The sequence below is a fragment of the Salegentibacter haimaensis genome (genome assembly GCF_054121495.1).
In genome coordinates this window covers 495,152-513,774 of sequence record NZ_JBSYGH010000001.1, presented here as the reverse complement: position 1 = coordinate 513,774, position 18,623 = coordinate 495,152, and the positions used below count along the sequence as shown (strand labels likewise).

The 18,623-nt window shown below is 42.4% G+C and carries 23 protein-coding genes; 6 read left to right on the top strand and 17 right to left on the bottom strand.

Annotated features, from left to right (window positions below):
* The first annotated feature begins 75 nt into the window (after positions 1-75).
* From ACW6QP_RS02430 to ACW6QP_RS02415, 4 genes are read left to right on the top strand one after another with little or no spacing between them, the layout of a single operon-like run.
* On the top strand, positions 76-231 hold the full coding sequence (locus tag ACW6QP_RS02430) for a hypothetical protein (RefSeq protein WP_457909240.1): 156 nt from the start codon (positions 76-78) through the stop codon (positions 229-231).
* On the top strand, positions 225-371 hold the full coding sequence (locus tag ACW6QP_RS02425; RefSeq protein ID WP_457909239.1) for a hypothetical protein: 147 nt from the start codon (positions 225-227) through the stop codon (positions 369-371). The genes ACW6QP_RS02430 and ACW6QP_RS02425 overlap by 7 nt, the downstream gene beginning before the upstream one ends.
* Positions 319-2,448, top strand: a complete 2,130-nt coding sequence (locus ACW6QP_RS02420; RefSeq protein ID WP_457909238.1) for an alpha-L-rhamnosidase-related protein — start codon at positions 319-321, stop codon at positions 2,446-2,448. The genes ACW6QP_RS02425 and ACW6QP_RS02420 overlap by 53 nt, the downstream gene beginning before the upstream one ends.
* Positions 2,449-2,472: 24 nt before the next feature.
* On the top strand, positions 2,473-2,958 hold the full coding sequence (locus ACW6QP_RS02415) for a regulatory protein RecX (RefSeq protein WP_457909237.1): 486 nt from the start codon (positions 2,473-2,475) through the stop codon (positions 2,956-2,958).
* Positions 2,959-2,999: 41 nt separating this feature from the next.
* On the opposite strand, the gene ACW6QP_RS02410 is transcribed toward ACW6QP_RS02415, so the two are convergent.
* The 16 genes from ACW6QP_RS02410 to ACW6QP_RS02335 all read right to left on the bottom strand — a co-directional run bounded on the left by ACW6QP_RS02410 (position 3,000) and on the right by ACW6QP_RS02335 (position 17,260).
* Positions 3,000-3,875: a cupin-like domain-containing protein gene (locus tag ACW6QP_RS02410; RefSeq protein WP_457909236.1), complete on the bottom strand. Its 876-nt coding sequence runs from the start codon at positions 3,873-3,875 to the stop codon at positions 3,000-3,002.
* Positions 3,876-3,884: 9 nt separating this feature from the next.
* On the bottom strand, positions 3,885-4,754 hold the full coding sequence (locus ACW6QP_RS02405; protein WP_457909235.1) for a cupin-like domain-containing protein: 870 nt from the start codon (positions 4,752-4,754) through the stop codon (positions 3,885-3,887).
* A 9-nt stretch (positions 4,755-4,763) separates the two neighbouring features.
* Entirely contained in the window at positions 4,764-5,852 is a 1,089-nt protein-coding gene (gene bioB / locus ACW6QP_RS02400; protein WP_457909234.1) for a biotin synthase BioB, read from the bottom strand.
* A gap of 85 nt (positions 5,853-5,937) precedes the next feature.
* Positions 5,938-7,089 (bottom strand): beta-ketoacyl synthase N-terminal-like domain-containing protein, encoded by a 1,152-nt coding sequence (locus ACW6QP_RS02395; RefSeq protein WP_457909233.1) that lies wholly within the window; start codon positions 7,087-7,089, stop codon positions 5,938-5,940.
* 62 nt (positions 7,090-7,151) lie between these two features.
* Entirely contained in the window at positions 7,152-7,733 is a 582-nt protein-coding gene (locus ACW6QP_RS02390; protein ID WP_457909232.1) for an SET domain-containing protein, read from the bottom strand.
* Positions 7,734-7,806: 73 nt separating this feature from the next.
* On the bottom strand, positions 7,807-9,135 hold the full coding sequence (gene bioA / locus ACW6QP_RS02385; protein WP_457909231.1) for an adenosylmethionine--8-amino-7-oxononanoate transaminase: 1,329 nt from the start codon (positions 9,133-9,135) through the stop codon (positions 7,807-7,809).
* Positions 9,136-9,213: 78 nt separating this feature from the next.
* Positions 9,214-9,831 carry a dethiobiotin synthase gene (bioD, locus tag ACW6QP_RS02380; RefSeq protein ID WP_457909230.1) on the bottom strand — a complete coding sequence of 206 codons (618 nt, stop codon included), beginning with the start codon at positions 9,829-9,831 and terminating at the stop codon, positions 9,214-9,216.
* 63 nt (positions 9,832-9,894) lie between these two features.
* Positions 9,895-10,335 carry a putative signal transducing protein gene (locus tag ACW6QP_RS02375; protein WP_457909229.1) on the bottom strand — a complete coding sequence of 147 codons (441 nt, stop codon included), beginning with the start codon at positions 10,333-10,335 and terminating at the stop codon, positions 9,895-9,897.
* Positions 10,332-11,477 carry an aminotransferase class I/II-fold pyridoxal phosphate-dependent enzyme gene (locus tag ACW6QP_RS02370; protein ID WP_457909228.1) on the bottom strand — a complete coding sequence of 382 codons (1,146 nt, stop codon included), beginning with the start codon at positions 11,475-11,477 and terminating at the stop codon, positions 10,332-10,334. Before ACW6QP_RS02370 ends, ACW6QP_RS02375 begins: the two co-directional genes overlap by 4 nt.
* Positions 11,478-11,506: 29 nt before the next feature.
* The gene (gene mnhG, locus ACW6QP_RS02365) at positions 11,507-11,902 is read right to left on the bottom strand and encodes a monovalent cation/H(+) antiporter subunit G (protein ID WP_457909227.1); all 396 of its coding nucleotides are present in this window, start codon (positions 11,900-11,902) and stop codon (positions 11,507-11,509) included.
* Positions 11,899-12,174: a cation:proton antiporter gene (locus ACW6QP_RS02360; RefSeq protein WP_457909226.1), complete on the bottom strand. Its 276-nt coding sequence runs from the start codon at positions 12,172-12,174 to the stop codon at positions 11,899-11,901. The genes mnhG and ACW6QP_RS02360 overlap by 4 nt, the downstream gene beginning before the upstream one ends.
* A complete protein-coding gene (locus ACW6QP_RS02355) occupies positions 12,171-12,647 on the bottom strand; it encodes a Na+/H+ antiporter subunit E (protein WP_457909225.1) in 477 nt (158 codons plus the stop codon). Before ACW6QP_RS02355 ends, ACW6QP_RS02360 begins: the two co-directional genes overlap by 4 nt.
* A complete protein-coding gene (locus ACW6QP_RS02350) occupies positions 12,647-14,170 on the bottom strand; it encodes a proton-conducting transporter transmembrane domain-containing protein (protein WP_457909224.1) in 1,524 nt (507 codons plus the stop codon). Before ACW6QP_RS02350 ends, ACW6QP_RS02355 begins: the two co-directional genes overlap by 1 nt.
* On the bottom strand, positions 14,167-14,520 hold the full coding sequence (locus ACW6QP_RS02345; protein ID WP_457909223.1) for a Na+/H+ antiporter subunit C: 354 nt from the start codon (positions 14,518-14,520) through the stop codon (positions 14,167-14,169). Before ACW6QP_RS02345 ends, ACW6QP_RS02350 begins: the two co-directional genes overlap by 4 nt.
* Before the next feature lies 1 nt (position 14,521).
* A complete protein-coding gene (locus ACW6QP_RS02340; RefSeq protein WP_457909222.1) occupies positions 14,522-14,935 on the bottom strand; it encodes a Na+/H+ antiporter subunit B in 414 nt (137 codons plus the stop codon).
* A gap of 15 nt (positions 14,936-14,950) precedes the next feature.
* Positions 14,951-17,260, bottom strand: a complete 2,310-nt coding sequence (locus tag ACW6QP_RS02335) for a putative monovalent cation/H+ antiporter subunit A (protein WP_457909221.1) — start codon at positions 17,258-17,260, stop codon at positions 14,951-14,953.
* A gap of 271 nt (positions 17,261-17,531) precedes the next feature.
* On the opposite strand from ACW6QP_RS02335, the gene ACW6QP_RS02330 reads away from it, so the two are divergent.
* Positions 17,532-18,041: a DUF2975 domain-containing protein gene (locus ACW6QP_RS02330; protein ID WP_457909220.1), complete on the top strand. Its 510-nt coding sequence runs from the start codon at positions 17,532-17,534 to the stop codon at positions 18,039-18,041.
* A 2-nt stretch (positions 18,042-18,043) separates the two neighbouring features.
* On the top strand, positions 18,044-18,250 hold the full coding sequence (locus ACW6QP_RS02325) for a helix-turn-helix domain-containing protein (protein WP_457909219.1): 207 nt from the start codon (positions 18,044-18,046) through the stop codon (positions 18,248-18,250).
* 72 nt (positions 18,251-18,322) lie between these two features.
* On the opposite strand, the gene ACW6QP_RS02320 is transcribed toward ACW6QP_RS02325, so the two are convergent.
* Positions 18,323-18,610, bottom strand: a complete 288-nt coding sequence (locus ACW6QP_RS02320) for a F0F1 ATP synthase subunit epsilon (RefSeq protein WP_457909218.1) — start codon at positions 18,608-18,610, stop codon at positions 18,323-18,325.
* Positions 18,611-18,623 lie beyond the last annotated feature (13 nt).

The following is an 18,623-nucleotide window of genomic DNA, read 5'->3' as shown; positions in this document are numbered from 1 at the left end:
TTCTTACTTCCTCCTCTTTCTTCTATCTTCCTGAAAATGTTTTTAACTTTCCCACTACTGCTGAAAGTTTGCACTATGAAATACCTCCCTTATTTAATTTCCTTCCTCTCTTTGAATCTCACTGCACAGCAGGATTTCTCACAATTATATGCCGATGCTCCTGCTATTGATGGAAAAACCGAATATCTTTCTTCCCCTATGTCACGGCCGGAAACCGTGTATATATGGTAGGGCATCAGGACGGGTCTTTCCCCGACCTGGGTTGGCACATCCCCGGCGAGATGGGCGGCATCTGGAATAATCCCATTAAACTTATGGATGGTTTCGAAGCCTACATTCACCTGGAAGAAAAAAAAACTTCAACTAAATAAGGCCTCAAAATTTACCAATTACCCAACCGCAAACAGGCACCTGTTTGAATTTCCCGAAGCAGGTATTGAGGTCGAAAGATGGCAATTCGTTCCCGATGACACCCAGGGCCTAATTGTGCAATTTAATCTGAAAAATACCGGTGAAAAGAGTATTCAGGCCGATTTTAATTTTAACGGAAAAGTAGACCTGCGCCAAACCTGGCTGGGCGAAAAAACCAATATGGTCAATGCCAAAGATTCGATCTGGTATTCAGAAAAACAAAATGCCTTTATTTCCAAAGACCGAAAAAACCCCTGGTTTACCACTTTTTCGGGAAATATGGCGCCCAAAGCAAATACTACTTCCCAGGAAAATAATTCGGTAAGTGGCGAATTAAGTTATAGTCTGGATGTAGCTGCAGGCTCCAAACAAATCCTGAATTTTTATATTTCAGGCTCCTATATTTCGCAGGAAGAAGCAGAAAACACCTTAAATCGTTTAAAATCCACTTACCCTAAACTAATTCGCGAAAAACAGGAGAGATACCGAAATCTTGAGTCCCGATCCCGTTTAACCATTCCAGACGAAAGACTGCAACAAACCTTTGAATGGTTAAAATACAACAGCGACTGGTTGGTACGCACAGTGCCTGAAATTGGTAGCGGGATTGGTGCCGGCCTACCCGATTATCCCTGGTGGTTTGGTGTGGATAGCGAATATGCTCTTCAGGGTTATATGGCAATAGGCCAGGTGGAGCCGGTTTACAACACAATTAAGCTTTTAGACAGCGTTTCTAACGCAGTTAATGGCAATGGCCGCATTATTCACGAAATGTCCACAAACGGTTATGTTTTCAACAAAGGGAACATCAATGAAACGCCCCAGTTCACCAGTTTAATTTGGGAAATCTTCAAATGGAATGGAGATCTGGATTTTTTAAATAAATATTTCAATACCATCGAAAAAGGCCTGGAATGGTTGCTGGCTGAAAATGATGCGAATAAAAACCTCTTTCCCGATGGCTTCGGGATGATGGAAATTCACGGCTTAGACAGTGAGATGATAGATGTGGCTGCTTACACCCAGAAAGCCTTTGCCGATGCTTCAAAAATGGCCGAGGTCCTGGAAAAACCTCAAGCGTCAAAATACTACGACAGCATTGCTCAAGTGCTTAAGAAAAGAATTAGAACCGAATTCTGGTCTGAAGATCACAATTCTTTTGCAGATTTTATAGGAAATGATAAGCAGGCGTTGAGATTGATCGACGATGCTATCGTTCGTGCCGACACCCTAAACAAACCCTGGGCGGTAAAGGAACTGAAGCAAACGAAGAAATTTATTCAGGAGAATCCAACTACAGGCGATAAACCATTTGTTTTGCATCATAACTGGGTGGTAAATACGCCTATGGAGGTTAATATCGCCGATAGCCTGCAGGCTAAAAAAGCTCTGGCCACGGCTGAAAAATTCGTTAATCCCTTCGGCGTTTTTGTTACCGGCATAGACCGCGATTCGCTGGCAGGCCAGGATGAAGGTTCCTTTAAAGGCAGTAAGGCATTTTCCTATACCGGCGCAGTGATGACCCTGCCCACCGGGGTGCAGGCAGTGGCCGAGAATAATTACGGAAACCCCGATAAAGCCCTTGAATACCTGCAACGTATGACCCGCAGCTTTAGCTATGCCCTTCCCGGCAGCATGTATGAAGTAAGCCCCGACTACGGGATGATGGCCCAGGCCTGGAATATTTATAGTTTTGCTGTACCCATCATCAGGCAGTTTTTTGGGGTGGAACCTATGGCTTCAGAAAAGAAAATCAGGATTTCCCCTTTAATGCCTTCTGCCTGGGATGAGGCTTCGCTGGAAAATGTTCTGGTGGCCAAAAATGAAATAAATCTTCACTATACCAAAAGAGATGGCTTACTGCGCTGGGAAATCACCCAACTGGATGGCTCCTGGGAATTAAGCCTGGATTTATCTAAAAGCAAGCTGCCAAATCTCAAAATATTAGAAACTTCTGCCACACAAGAGTCTAAAGACAAGCAGGTTTTCAAAACCCGGGGAAATAAACTTATTGTTGAAGCCAGCTATGAGGAATAATTTGCAGGCATTATCTTTGACCCGATGAAATCAAGGCCTGAACAAAAATCCTATTCAGTAAAAGAAGCTACTATTAAACTAATGCAGTTCTGCGCCTATCGCGACCGTTCTCACAGGGAAGTTGAAGAAAAACTAAGGGAAATGCGAATGATCCCCGCAGCGCAGGAGCAAATTATTATAAAGCTAATGCAGGAGGATTTTCTCAATGAAGAACGTTTTGCCAGAGGCTTTGTAAGGGGGAAATTCCGCATCAAAAAATGGGGCAGAATCAAGATCACCCAGGAACTCAAAATTCGGGAAATTTCTGCTCCAATTATTAAACTCGCCTTAACCGAGATAGATGAACAGGCCTACTATGAGACTTTAGAAATACTGGCGCAAAAAAAATTGAATCTCCTCAAAGAAACCGATCCTTTTAAAAAACGAAAAAAATTAGCCGATTTCCTGCTTAGAAAAGGCTTCGAATCCAGCCTGGTGTTTGAAGTGACCAACAATTTAATTCCAACCTAATTTTTTTTTGAGACCTCACAGGTTTCCGAAACCTGTGAGGTCTAATGCTTTAAGCCTTCCGTGCGCTTTATAGCCTCTTCATTTTTATAATCTATCCATTTCTGTCCTTTTCTGCGGCGCATATAGTTATCGTAATTCCGCATTATTAAAAGATTATAAACCGCTTTGGAAACATTGGTCACCGATCTTGGAAAGGCTCTTAAACTCATAGAAAATCCGGGAGTGAGATAAGTCATTTGGTGCCAGTAACCCTCAGGCATATAAAGGCATTCCCCGTGATTCAATTCTGTCACATAACCTTTGGCTTTTTTTAGGGCAGGAAACTTCTCAAGATCGGGATTAGAAAAATCTATATCCTCCCTGGAAATTAGGGCGTAAGGCACTTTATAAAGGAATTTTGTTTCTGAAGGCGGATAAAGTATACATCTTTTCTTTCCGTGGAAATGGAAATGCAGAATATTCGCAAAGTCGATATCGTAATGCATAAAGACTTTGGAGTTCTCACCTCCAAAAAATAAGGTGGGTAACTTTTTTATAAACCGAAGCCCCAGGCTGGGAAACCAGAAATCCTGCTGAAGCTGTGGAACCTCCTTTAAAAGATGATATAAAAATATGCGATAGTTGGTGGGGCCCGACTTTAAAAGTTCGATATATTCGGCCATTTTCATCTCGGTATGCGCCTGATTAAACTTGAATTCGGCCGAGATGGGCCTGTCATCATAGAGCGGCACAGTCTTCTCGCCTGCAATTTCCTGAATATAATCCAGATCCCATTTTTTAATAGCAGGCCAATCTCCCACTAATCTTTCGATGACCACCGGCTTTTGCGGTTTCACATAATTCTCAAGAAAATCCCTTTTGGAAATATGTTTTAATCTTGGGATTTCAGCCAGATTTAGTTGCTGTATTTGCTTCATCGTTCCTCATCATTCTATTCCCGCATTTTTATGCGTGATTTCAACTGCTTTTCTATTCTTATAATCTATCCACTGCTGCCCTTTCCACTTCCGCATTAAATTATCGTAATTGCGGGTAAAAATCAAACTTTTCAACACCTGAAAGATCTTGCCCGGCTCTTTGGGCAGCGACCTTAAGGTCAGGGAGAGGCTGGCGGTTTCATATTTAATATAATGCCACCATCCACTGGGAATATACAGTGAATCTCCGTGATTCAAAATACACTCATAACCTTTGGCTTTGGCCAGGGCCGGATATTTTTCGAAATCGGGCTCATCCATATCGATGATCTCCATACTCACTATAGAATGCGGCACGTGGTAGAGATATTTGGTCTCCTGTGGCGGATAAAGAATCACCCTCTTTCTTCCCACAAAATTGAAATGAAAGTTATTGGCAAGATCCATATCGTAGTGCATCACCACGCTGCTGCCTTCACCTCCTACAAAAAGCACCGGTAATTTTTTGAAAAACTTTACACCAAGATCAGGATATCTGAAATCTTCAATAAGCTCAGGGCAATTCTGAAGCAAATTGAAGAAAAACATCCGCAAATCGGTAGGGCCTTTTTCCAGGATGTCGATATACTCCCGCATAGGCAACTGCATCGCAGGCCCGTGCGATTTTTGATGCCCTTTGGCTGGTTTCCCATCATAAACCGGCACCACGATATCCCCGGCCTTTTCTCTGAAATAATCAAAACTCCAGCGCTCTACCGCCGGCCAATCGGCGCTTAGATCTTCCCATACCACAGGTTTCTTCGGAATAAAATACTCTTCCAAAAATTTTTCTTTTGAAAGGCCTTTTACCCGCGGTATTTCCTGCAGATCGAGCTTCATCTTTTTAAATTATACACCCGACTTCGCCTTTTTCTGGGCTTCAAGATTTCGATCGATCTTGTGCCCGGGACGGCTCCATTTGGGTTTTTCACCCAGATTTTGAAATTGAGATTCCTCTGCCGATTTAGATTCGGGTTGGGCTTTTTTCTCAAAAGCTTTTTGAGGGTTTAGACCCAGCTCCTTAAACATCTGCATATCTTCGTTCACATCGGGATTTGGCGTAGTGAGAAGCTTATCTCCTGCAAAGATCGAGTTGGCTCCGGCAAAGAAACACATCGCCTGGCCTTCGCGGCTCATTTGGGTTCTACCGGCCGAAAGTCGCACCTGGGTTTCAGGCATTACGATTCTGGTGGTGGCTACCATTCGCAGCATTTCCCAGATAGATACCGGTTGTTGTTCTTCGAGCGGGGTACCTTCTACAGGCACCAGGGCGTTGATTGGCACCGATTCGGGCTGCGGATTCAATGTTGAAAGCGCTACCAGCATCCCGGCGCGGTCATCTATAGTTTCTCCCATTCCTATAATGCCACCACTACAAACCGTAACATTGGTTTTACGTACATTATCTATGGTATCCAGCCTGTCCTGGTACCCGCGGGTAGAGATTACCTCTTTATAGTATTCTTCAGAAGAATCAAGATTATGGTTGTAGGCATACAAACCGGCCTCGGCCAGTCGCTGAGCCTGGTTCTCGGTAAGCATCCCCAGCGTACAACAAACTTCCATATCGAGTTTGTTGATGGTACGCACCATTTCCAAAACGTTATCGAATTCCTCGCCATCTTTCACATTTCTCCAGGCCGCTCCCATACAAACACGCGAACTTCCTGAAGCCTTTGCGCGTAAGGCCTGAGCTTTTACCTGGTTTACGCTCATAAGATCGTTTCCTTCAATATCGGTATGGTAGCGGGCTGCCTGTGGGCAATATCCGCAATCTTCGGGGCAACCCCCGGTTTTTATAGAAAGCAGGGTAGAAACCTGCACCGTATTAGGGTCGTGATGTTGCCTGTGAACTGTAGCCGCCTCGTAAAGCAGCTCCATTAAAGGCTTATTGTAAATCTCGAGAATTTCTTCTTTGGTCCAGTTATGTCTAAGCATTATCTTGATTTGAATTCCAAAAATATAAAAACTGATGTTTATCGCTGCGTTCCCGCCTAAAGTTTTCTTCTGAAAGCTTATAAGATCAAAGTCTTTCTACCAGGAGGGAAACCGCATTTCCCCCGAAACCAACGGCATTCACGAGAATTTTTTCAAGTTTTTCGGGTTTCTTTTTAAATTCTGAAAAAGGTACATTTATGAATTGTTGATGCTGCAGCATTAAAATGGCAAGTTCCAAATTCAATATTCCTGAAGCGGCAAAACTATGGCCCACTTTCCATTTATTGGTAGTAAGGGCCGGAAGCTCCTCTCCGAACAAAGACTTAAGCGCGTTTACTTCGGAAAGATCGCCTTTTAGGGTACCCGGGGCGTGCATTACCACGGCATCGACCTCCAGCTGCCCATTTAGAGCCATTTTCATCGCTTTTTGAAGCGATTCTCCATTTTCCGATATACTAACGCTGTGTTTTAATTTCTCGGTAGCATAGCCTATGCCTGTGATTCTAGCCAGGCTTCGAGCTGATTGTTCATTTTCCAGGGCTGTAATGCCTGCGGCTTCTCCTAAAATCATCGAATTTTTTCTCTTTTGCAAATCCAGCGCCCTACAGGGATAATCGGCCTCCTGGGTGGCATAGATCTTCATCGCTTTCATCTGGGCGATGGTAAATGGGGTTAGTGCTGCCTCGCTGCCGCCGGCCAGGAATTTTTCAGCAAAGCCGGCCTCTAGCCAGGCAATTGCGTTTAAAACCGAATGCAACCCGGTAGAACAGGTCACCGAATGTGAAAACTCGGGCCCTTCTACCTGCAAATCCTGCGCTACCCAGGAAGAAATATTCCCCAGGGTAGTACCCGGAGATGCTCCTGTAGCAGTTTTTCCGGTTTTTAGAAACTCTTCGTGAAATTTTTCGAAAAGCCCGGTGGCGCCCCGGGAACTCCCAATATTGATCCCAATGTTTTTATCGCCTGCCCAACCCGAATTTTCTAAAGCCTTTCTGGAAGCATACATCGCATACAAAACAGAATCATCAAGCTTTCTAAAATTTGAATTTTCGGTTTTTAAAGTTTCGATTTCCCGCTTCAGTTTCTCCGGAAGAAATGCCGCAAAAGCTTCAGCTTCACCAAAAGCCGATTTTCGTATAAAATGCTCATAATTTTGGTAATTCTCCCAGGTTTCTTCCGCAGAATTTCCCACTGGTGAAATGCAGGCGATCGAATTGATAAAGACAGGTCTTTTCAAAAGCAAAATTTTCAGCAAAAATAAGCCCGTTGGGCTGCTTTCTCAAATTTTAAGCGATCTAATTAAGGGCAATAAAGGTTTAAAATCGAATCCAGGGTTTTCTCCCGGCTTATGACCTTCTCCAAATCCCGCTGAATTTCTTCGGGGATCAATTCGACCAGGGGCTGGTACACCTGCCCGAACTTCAGGATTGATTTTTGAAGCTTTTCATCCCAGTTTTTATGGTAATTCAAAAGATCATCGGGATACACCGCATTGCGACTGGTCCCTTCACTATCGGCCTCGAAGGGCTCGGTGAGGTTTAGGTAGCCGTAGTCATCGGTAAGTTCTTCCCCGGGCTGTATGTCGCGCACGGCGATTTCAAAACCATAAGCCGTAGAAAGGCAATTGGAATTAAAACTATGATTCACATATTTGGCAAGGTCCCAGCAAAGCACATATTTTCCATAGCGATTTCTAAATGCATACTTATCCATCATCTCCCGGCTTTTGGGATGCATTTTTTCAATATCTCCCGTGGTATAAACCTGGTCCAAATCATCCTGAATCCAGGTGATGGTTCCCTCGGGAATAAGCTGGGTGGCCACCACGCCATAGCCCTTTACCTCATTTATAAACCGCACTTCGGTATCTGGATGCATCATCGCTTTAGAAATTTAACCTTCTAATGTAAGCAATAATGCAATTGGTTTTCAGACTTTTAAAAATTTTTGAAAATTAAAATTTTTCAAGGGCCAACTCTATGCTTTTATAGATCTTTTCGAGTTCTGCTTCAGAAATCACATAGGGCGGAAGAATATAAATAGTACTGCCCAAAGGTCTTAGAAACACGCCTTGCGCCATAAAATGATCGAAAAGTCGGTTTCTAAGATCGCCATAGCGCTCCATTTCTACAGCGAGATCGAAAGCATAAATCACCCCCATTTGCCTTCGGTTTTTTACTTTGGGATGCGCAGCAATTCGCGAATCAAATGCCTGATGGGAGGCGATAATTCTTTGAATATCTTGCTGAATTTCTTCTGAAGTTAGCAATTCTATCCCGGCAATAGCTGCAGCACAGGCCGGCGGATTCGCAGAATAGGTGTGCCCGTGAAACAGGCCTTTGGAAATCTCATCTGAATAAAAAGCTTCATAAATTTGCTGGGAGCAACTGTTAATTCCCATAGGAAGCAGGCCTGCTGTAAGCGCCTTGGAAAGACAAATCACATCGGGTTTTGTTTCCAAATAATCTGAAGCGAAATTTTTTCCGGTTTTTCCGAAGCCGGTCATCACTTCATCGGCCACGCAGATAATCTCATTTTCCTTACAGATTTTCAGAATCGCATCCAGACCAGCAGGATCGTGCATTTTCATTGCAGCGGCACCCTGCACCAGGGGTTCATAGATAAAGCCGGCGATTTCGTTCTCAGAAATCAGGTTTTTCAGGCTTTCCAGAACTGCTTCGTTATTCTCTCCTGTGGGTACCGGCAAACGCAAAACCCTAATAAAATGTTCCTCAAAGGCTCCGTTATAAACCGATAATCCCGAAACCGACATCGCCCCGAAAGTATCGCCGTGAAAGCCTTCTTCAAAAGCCAGCATCACATTGCGTTTGTTGCCTTTGTTGTGATGGTATTGCAAGGCCATTTTTATGCCTATTTCGGTGGCGGTAGAGCCGTTATCATTAAAAAATATCTTTTGCTGATTTTCGGGCAAAATCGCAATCAGTTTTTCTGAAAGTTCTATGGCAGGCTCGTGGGTGAATCCGCTAAAGACCACCTGGTCGAGTTGTTGCATTTGTGCGCTAACCTTTTTTGTAATGTACTCATTACAATGACCATACATCGCAGTATACCAGGAAGCGATCCCGTCTATATATTCTTTCCCATTTTCATCGGTGAGAATGCAGCCTTTGGCCTTCACAATCGGCAGGGTTTCGGGAGAGGTTTTATGCTGGGTTAATGGGTGCCAAAGGTGTTTTTTGTCGCGTTGTTTTAGGCTCCTCCGCTCTGTTCCCTCCCCCGAAGGGAGGTGATTTGATCCTGAATTTATTTTAGAATTTGACATAGAATTCCAGTTAAAACCTCAAAGGTTTTGATCCCGTATAGCTATCGGGACCTGTGAGGTTTGATTGAATTTTACTTTTTAACTTAATTTCTCCCTGAATTTTTCTGCGTATTCCAGGACCACATTTTTATCGAAATAAGGTTCCTGTTCAATTCGGCCAAGAATGGGTACGCCGGCCATTTTTTTGATAATTGCTTCAGTGGTTTTATTTTCTTCCCCGCTAAAAATTATTCCGAAGCAATCCAGGCCGCGGGATTTTAGAGCTTCGATGCTTAGCAAAGTATGATTGATACTCCCCAAATAATGCCGGGAAACCAAAATCACCCGGTAATCGGGTTTTATGAGGTCTATAATACAATCTTTGTCGTTTAGCGGAACTAAAAGTCCGCCGGCGCCTTCTATCACCAGATGATTTTTGGTCCTGGGAGCCTCTATTTTAGAAAGCTGAATTTTTACGTCATCAATCTCTGCCGCGGCGTGCGGGCTCATTGGGGTATTGAGGGCATAGGCGTTTTTATGAAAACCCGAAGTTTCATTCGAGATCAATTTCCTTACCTTTTCGGTATCTGAATTGTCCAGGTCACCGGCCTGTACCGGTTTCCAGTAATCGGCTTCCAGGGCCTCGGTTATTATGGCCGAAACTATGGTTTTACCCACTTCGGTTCCTATGCCGCTTATAAAATATGTATGTTTCATTATTTCTTCGATAATTGCAAGTTTACTATTGCAGGTTTTGCCTTCAACTTAAAATTCCACTTTCTATAATTGCTTTTTTAACCTGCCCGGGGGGCGTTTTTTAAAATTCGCCTTACAGTTCTCGCAATGATAAGTATAACTGGTATGTATAGGCAAGGCAAATGTTAGAAATGAAAACAGAAAAGCCAAAAACGATCTTATATCTCTTATACTGGTTTGTAAAACCACCGCGTTGCTGCCGCAGTCGGGGCAATTTAGCGGCTGTCCTGAATCGTCTACGGAATAGGCTTCAATCTCTTCGAGAATTTCACGTGCACGGGCTGCGTCTTCGGCCCTTACATCGAGTTTTATGCCTCCTATAGCCCGACTTATTAAAGGATCGGTATCGATAAGCACCTGATCTTTGAGAAAAACCGGAATGTCTTCAGTTTGCAGTTTTCCTTTCACGATTTGCGCTTCGGAAGAATATTGAAATCGGGCGATGGTTACGAACTGTTCTTTCATTTAAGCAATTTAGCCAAAAGCTGAAGCACTTCTTGTATTTCGGCTTCAGAATTATAGGAATGTATGCAAAAGCGAATTCGTTCTTTCCCGGCCTGTACGGTGGGAGCCAAAATGGCCTTAAGTTGAAAACCTTTCTCCTGAAGCCTGTTGCTTATGTTTTTCGCATTTTCATTTCCGGGAACCAAACAGCTCTGAATTGGCGAAGTGCTATCGATAAAGCTGCTTTCCAGCTTATTTTTTGCTATTTCTTTTCTGAAAAATTCAACATTGCTTTTAAGCGATTCAATTTCGGGTTGCGGCTGCTCAAGTTTCTTGTAAACCGCCAAAATTGTTGCTACAGAATGTGGTGGCAATGCCGTGGTGTAGATAAAACTTCTGGCGAAATTTATAAGATAATTCCGCAGGTTTTCATTGCCAAGAACCACCGCTCCGTGAGCGCCAATGGCCTTCCCAAAGGTGTTTATTCTTGCAAAAACATTCTTTTGAATTCCCAGCTTTTCTACCAGGCCCTGCCCTTTTTTGCCAAAAATCCCGGTGGCGTGAGCCTCGTCTACGATAAGCCAGGCTTTAAATTTTTCGGCCAGCTTCGCTATTTCTTTTAAAGGAGCCCGGTCGCCATCCATCGAATAAACAGATTCTACGGCGATGTAGATTTCGGTGCCGGATGCAGAATATTTTTTAAGCAAGCTTTCCAGGTGCCCAAAATCGTTATGCTGAAATTTGAAAGATTTGGCATTGCTCAATTTTACAGCATCCCGAATGGAAGCATGTGCGAGTTCATCGTAAAGAATAACATCCCCTCGCTGGGGGACCGAAGCGAATAAGCCCAGGTTAGCATCGTAACCCGAATTAAAGATTAAAGCGGCTTCAGTTTTATGGAAATTGGCCAGGAAAACTTCAGTATATTCGAACAATCTATGATTTCCTGAAAGCAGTCGCGAGCCGGTGGCGCCGTTTTTTTGGAGATCGAAATTCTTTAAAATCTTTGGGATTTCAGCAAAAATACTTTCCGAAGAGCCAAATCCCAGGTAATCATTAGAGAAAAAATCTACTCCTGAATTTGATTCAGACAGGCTTCTAAAGGCATTTGAAGATTTGCGCTGGTCGAGGCTCGAAATTAATTTTTCAGGAAAAGCCTTCATAAAGACTGCGTTTAAAATGGAGCTACGGCTTAATCTTTAGAATGCCTAACATTATCGCCGGGCGTATTATCGGTTTCGCTCTTTAGCACGTGGGTTTTCTTTTGATATTTTCCTTCCAAATCATCCATCACCGATTTTTTCCAGAGTTTAACCCCCATAAAATAAGATGCCCGGCCAATTAGATGTGCACTTACCGGGGCCGTCAATAAAACAAAAAGGATAATTACCAGAGCGCGACTCGTGGTAGATAGATCATTAAAAAATATAGCAGCCGAAACCAGCATAAGGCCAACTCCCAGGGTAGCAGCCTTGGTGGTCACCGAAATGCGCAAATAAGTGTCGGGCATTCGAATCATACCTATAGCGGCCAGTAAAATGAAAATGGCTCCAAAAGTTGAAAATATGGCTATTAATACTGAACTCATTTCTTTCGGTTTCTTTTTTCGATATAATAGGAAAATGCCACGGTACTTAAAAAGGCGATTAACGCCAGGATCATTGCTGTATCCAGAAAGGTTGAGCGCCCGTGCACTATAGAATATACGGCTATCACCCCAATTCCTGTAGTGATAAGAAGGTCGAGGGCTATGATGCGGTCGGCTATGCTGGGACCACGAAAAAAGCGGTAAAAAATAAGCAGGACCGAAAAAGCCAGCACCGGCAAAATAATATAATTAAGATATTCGATTAAGCTCATTTCAAAATTTCCATTATTCGTTTTTCAAAGCCATTCTTTATGCTTTCAATGAATTTCTCCTTATCGGTCACATACATCGCGTGTACATAGAGCACCTTTTTATCGTTAGAGACATCTAAACTAAGCGTTCCCGGGGTAAGCGAAATTAAGTTAGCCAAAAGGGTGATTCCTATGTTTGTTTTTACATCGAGGGGTACCTTTACAATTCCCGGCTTCATTCCCATTCTGGGGGTACTCACCTCGTAAGCAACCTGCAGGTTGGCTTTGATTAACTCATACAGGAAAAAGAATACAAATGAGATCACCTTAGGCACCAGGGTAAAATAACCACCCCGGCTGTCACCTTTGGTGATTACCCACAACATAAAGAAACTCAGTAAAAACCCAAAAATATAGTTGCTAAAACCAAAATCTCCGGTTAAAGCCACCCAAACAAAAGTGAGCAAGATGTTAGATACAAACCTATTCTTCATTATTCGGCGTTTTGGGTTTGAGATAAAACGGCTTCGATATACTGGCTGTTATCAATTAATTCGGAAGCCACCCGGGCAGAGAGCTGTTGTATATGCTCAGCTCCAAAACCTATATAAAGCGAAACTATGCTTAAAAATATGATAGGTACCACAAACTGGGTTTTTTCTATCTTTTTCAATTTATCGAAATAACCAAAAGAAGGCTTTTCAGGAATTTCCATTGGGGTTTTCCAAAAGACCTCGGCCCAGAGTTTGGCTATTATCACTAAAGTAAGAAAACTTGCAAAGATTATCGCCGCCAGAGACCAGTAAGAATTTTCAGCAAAACTGGCTGAAATCAGTGAAATTTTAGGCCAGAATCCAGATAGCGGAGGTATTCCCACTAATGAAAACAAGGGTATAAAGATAAGCAGACTCAATTTCGGGTATTTGCCGTATAAACCACCGAGCATTCGCATACTATTCGAACCTTTAATACGGTAAATCAAACCGCTCACCATAAACAGGTTGGTTTTAACCGTGATATCGTGAATTAGATAAAAAATGGTACCTGCAAGAGCTACTTCGGTAAACAAACCAAGACCCAGAATCATATATCCAATATGGCAAATAATGAGGTATGAAAATACTTTTCTGATATTATTCTGAACCAGGGCACCCACACCCCCGCTAAACAGGGTGAAAATCGCCATCACCAGGAAGATATGGGTAGGGAAGGCATCGCCAACAAAAATAAGACTAAAAACTCTTAACAGCGCATATACTCCAACCTTGGTAAGCAAACCACCAAAAATGGCCGAAACCGCTGAAGGTGGCGTGTGATAAGAGGCCGGCAACCAGAAATAAAGCGGAAATACCGCGGCTTTTATTCCGAAGCCGATTAAGAATAGAATGGCGGTTATTTGAACCAATGCCCTGTTCTCTACGGCTGCTACCTTCCCGGCCAGATCGGCCATATTAAGGCTTCCGGTTAGACCATAAAGCACTGCAATGGCGGTAAGAAAAATCATTGAGGCGAGGAAATTCAGCGTAAAATATTTTACAGCACCCTCTAACTGGGCTTTTTCTCCTCCCAGGGTAATGAGCACAAAAGAGCTTATGATGATGATCTCAAACCACACATACAGGTTAAAAATATCGCCGGTTAGAAAAGCTCCGTTTAATCCAAGAATGAGGAAGTGAAGTATGGGAAAATAACCAAATTTAAGCCTGTCGGGAATCACCGAGCCTGCAGAGAACATTGAGACTGCGAATCCTGCCAACGAGGTCAACAGCACTAAAGTAACCGAAAGTGTATCGGCAACAAAAGTGATTCCGAAGGGAGCTTCCCAGTTACCTGCCTGGAGGGTTTGGGTGCCAAACCTCCAAACATAGCTAAACACATAGGCACAAAGCGCTATATTAATAGCACTACCAACAATACTCACAATTTTTTGTGCTTCGGTTCTTCTCCATAAAAACATAAGGAGAATACTTAAAAGCAGCTGCAGCAGTAGGGGATAAAATATTAATTGTTGTGTCATGAATCTTCGTCGGTTGCGTTCATTTCGTCCAGGTCGTCGGTCTTCACCACTTTATGAGCTCGTTTTACGAGGATAATGGCAAAAGATTGCAACCCGAAACTAATTACAATTGCAGTTAAAATAAGGGCCTGAGGCACGGGGTCGGCATAGGCTTCCATAAAGATTTTGGTTTCTTCAGGAATAATGGGAGGCGCGCCTTTGGTAATTCTGCCCAGTAAAAAAATAAGCAAATTGGCTCCATTCCCCAGCAGGATGATCCCTATGATGAGCTTCACCAAACTTCGGCGCAGCATCATATAGATTCCCGCGGCGTAAAGTATACCAATAACTATGGCTAAAAGTATTTCCATTTTAAGCCGATTCAGAAATTGAAAAAATTATGGTTAGGGTAACTCCCACTACCACCAGGTAAACGCCAATATCAAAAAACAAAGCCGAACCTATGCTGCCAATAACCGGCACCGATTCGGGGTACCAAAGGCCCGTCATAAAAGGCTGATCGAGCATTAGCACCGGCGCAATTCCGCTTAAAAATGCCAGGGCAAGACCTACCGGCATTAAAAACCCGGGGTGAATACGCAAAAGTTCTTTAGACTTATCAAGACCATTGGCAAATGCGTGCAACACAAAAGCGATGGCAGCGATAAGGCCGCCCACAAAGCCTCCACCGGGCAAATAGTGACCTCTCAGCAAAATAAACACCGAGAAAACCAGCAATACCGGTAAAAGATAATCAGAGGCTGTTTTAAGTATTAATGTTTTCATTGATTTATTATCATTTTAGACATTGCGATCTGAACTTTTTAATCTCAATTTTAAAAGTCCGAATACGCCAATTGCGGCAATAGCCAATACCGAAATTTCTACTAAAGTATCTGTTCCTCTAAAGTCTACCAGGATCACATTCACCACGTTCTTTCCGTGGGCTTCGATATAGGCGTTTTTCGCATAATAATCTCCCACCTCATTATTGGCCGGTTCTGCCAGCACCTGAAGCGCCAGCAAACAAATTACCGTTCCGAAGGTTAGAGAAACTATCCCGTCTCTTATTCGCATTTTATAATCAGACAGGGTGAGATACTTTGGCAATCTGTAAAGCACCAGTACAAACAGGATAACGGTTAAGGTATCAATTGAGAATTGGGTCATTGCAAGATCGGGAGCGCTGTAGAATACAAAAACCAGGCAAATGGCCAAACCTACAACCCCCATCGCAGCCACGGCGGCCAATCTCGATTTTGTAAATACGGTGTACAATATTCCTACTACCATTAAAATCAAAGCTACCAGCTCATAAGCTGTAACCTGCGATAATTTGGTGTGATCTATGACCAATCTCGGGCTTCCCCAAAATATGTAGCCAACCAGGGCTACCAGAAATATTATAATGGTAGTAACATAATTTCTTAGATAACCATTCTGAAAAACATTGGTCCAGAATTTTGAAAGCACTGCGAAATAATGACTGAGTTTCTCCAGGATAGATTTTGGAGAAATGGGTTCTAATTTTCCAATACCTGCCTCGAGTTTTGCTGAAGGTTTTAAAAGGAAGTATAACAAAATTCCTACTCCAATGGTGATGAGGCTCAACACCAAAACCGTATTGAATCCGTGCCAAAGAGCCAGGTGAATATCGGAAGCATCGGCGCCCAGGGCAGAAACCACGGGCTTGATAATTGAAGACTCTATAAGGGCCGGGAAAATACCGAAGAGAATTCCTAAAACGGCTAGTAATAATGGAGGCACCCATAATAAGGGGCCAGGCATTTTAACGTCTTCAAATTTCTGCGGAAGTTTTCCTGTAAAGGGTTTAATTCCCGCTACAAAACCGGCATAAAGCAGCAGAATTTTAGTAATCACAATGGCCGCGACGATAAGGATCACCATCGTGGTAGAATGAGTGGAAGCCTCATAGGTGAGCTCTTTTCCAAGAAAACCTATACTGGGCGGAATCCCTGCACTTGAAATAGCTGCCAGAATTCCGGCAATGGCCACCGGCATCATAATTTTTCTAAGTCCGGCCAGGACGGTAACATCCCGGGTGTGGGTTTGGTGATCTATAATTCCGGTAACCAGGAAGAGTGTGGCTTTATAAAGCGCGTGCACCACAATAAACACAGCAGCAGCTAAAAAAGCGGCCTGGGTCCCCAAACCTATTAAGAACACGAGAATTCCCAGCGCAGAAATGGTTGAATAGGCTAGAATCCCCTTAAGGTCGGTTCTAAACAGCGTATGCACCGCCGAATACAACATCGTAATTCCTCCAACGACAATAAGTGTAGTATTCCAAAAGCCGGTATCTCCAAGTACCGGGGTAAATCTCATCAATAAATAAACGCCCGCCTTTACCATAGTCGCAGAGTGCAGGTAAGTACTCACGGGAGTTGGCGCTTTCATCGCCCCGGGCAACCAGAAATGAAAAGGAAACTGCGCCGATTTGGTAAAGGCTGCACCAAATATAAAAATTACAGCCAGCAGGTAAAGTTTGTGACCCGCGATGGCTTCTTTCATTGTTAGCATTTCGGTAATGCTATAGGTGCCGGTTATGCTTCCTAAAAGCAGGGCGCCCGCCAGGAGGCTAAAGCCGCCAAAGCCGGTAATTCCAAGCGCTGTTAATGCCGATTTTCTTGAGGCGTTACTCGTATTATTGAATCCGATTAAAAAGAATGAACTTATACTGGTCAATTCCCAGAACAGGAACATCGAAATTATATTTTCTGAAAGCACCAGACCCAGCATCGCGGCCATAAACATGCTAAGGTATGCATAGAACCTGTCCAGGTATTGATGCCCCTTCAGATAAGAAGAAGTATAGGCAAAAACCAAAAACCCGATTCCCGTAATCATTAAGGAAAAAAGCAGGGAGAGCCCGTCAAGACTAAAACTAAGATTTACGCCAAAAGCCGGAACCCATTCATAAGTCCTGGTGATCACCTCACCTTTCGAAATTTGAGGGATGAAACTGGAAAAATAAACCAGTAAGGATAAAGGAATTAAACTGGCAAGAACGGAGGCTTTACCTTTAAAGAACTTCCCGGTAAACACCAGTAAAAAAGCAAATAAAAATCCCAGGAGTACAGCTGTTAGCATATTTAATCTAAAAAATTACCGTTCCCCGCAAATATAACAGTTATTATCGAAGTTTGCGAAGGCTGGAAAGCAGCTTAAGAATTCATTATAGATTTAAAATAGATTAAATGAAAAAAAATTAAATTTTAGTGAACAACTCATCCTAAATATTTAAGATTTCATAGATCTACAGGGAAAGATAAAGTTAAAAACTAACTCAATTAAAAATATATTTTTATCGATTATCAATAATTATAGATATATTTGTTATTGATAAACAATAAATTACTTAATGATTTTTTCAGACATCCTTAAACTTCTCGTTAGAGCATCGTTTTATTTAAATATCCTGATATGGCTTTTTGCATTTATTATTTTACTCTATTCATTATTTTACGATTCAGAATCGATTCTAAATTTTTTATTAATTAAAACAGAATATAATATAGAATCTGCGAATGCTCTTTTTTTCATTTTAATTTTCGGGTTGATAATTGGTTCAGTTTGGATTTTCATAATCTATTTATTCAAAAATTTAATCGACAGTCTAATAAGCGGCCCATTATTCACCAAAAAACAACTTACTGGCTTTAATCTTATAGGTCAATTACTGATTTTAATTACAGTAGCTGATGCCTTTTTTCTATTTGTATTTCGCATCATATTCGCTGGCAGACTACGGATAGAATTCGATTTTTTTGATTTTTGGTTCGTAATTGGGATTGGCTTATTTTTTATTCTGCTTTCCAAGGTCTTTAGAAATGCAAATAAATTAAAAGAAGAAAACGAATTAACAGTCTAGTAATGCCAATACTGATAAACCTTGATAGTATTTTAGAGAAGCGCGGTATGAAAAGTAATGAGCTCGCAGAACATATTGGAATTACTCAAGCAAATCTATCCATTTTAAAAACCGGCAAGGCCAGAGCTATACGATTTTCAACTTTAGAGGCAATTTGTGAGGCTTTAGATTGCCAGCCTGGCGATTTGTTGGAGTATCTAAAGGAATAAATTCTGGAAACAAACAAAAAAGCCGATAATCCATAGAACCATCGGCTTTTTAAAAATTTATTAGCTGAAAGATTAGTCGGCCAGGATAATGGCTTTGTTATCTTTCATTTCAAGAACTCCTCCTTTTATAGGGTAGTACAAAACATTGTTTCCTTCTTTTCTGAAGTCGGCCGAAAGATCTTCCAGCACGTATTTATCAAGCGAGGTATAGTTGATCTTCACCTCACCTTCGGTAAGGGTAGAAACTATAGGTGCGTGATTATTGAGCATCTGGAATTCTCCTTCGCTGCCCGGCACCTTTACCGCTTCAACTTCAGCTTTAAAAACTACCGCTTCGGGGGTTACTATTTCTAAATGCATATTGTTTTATTTG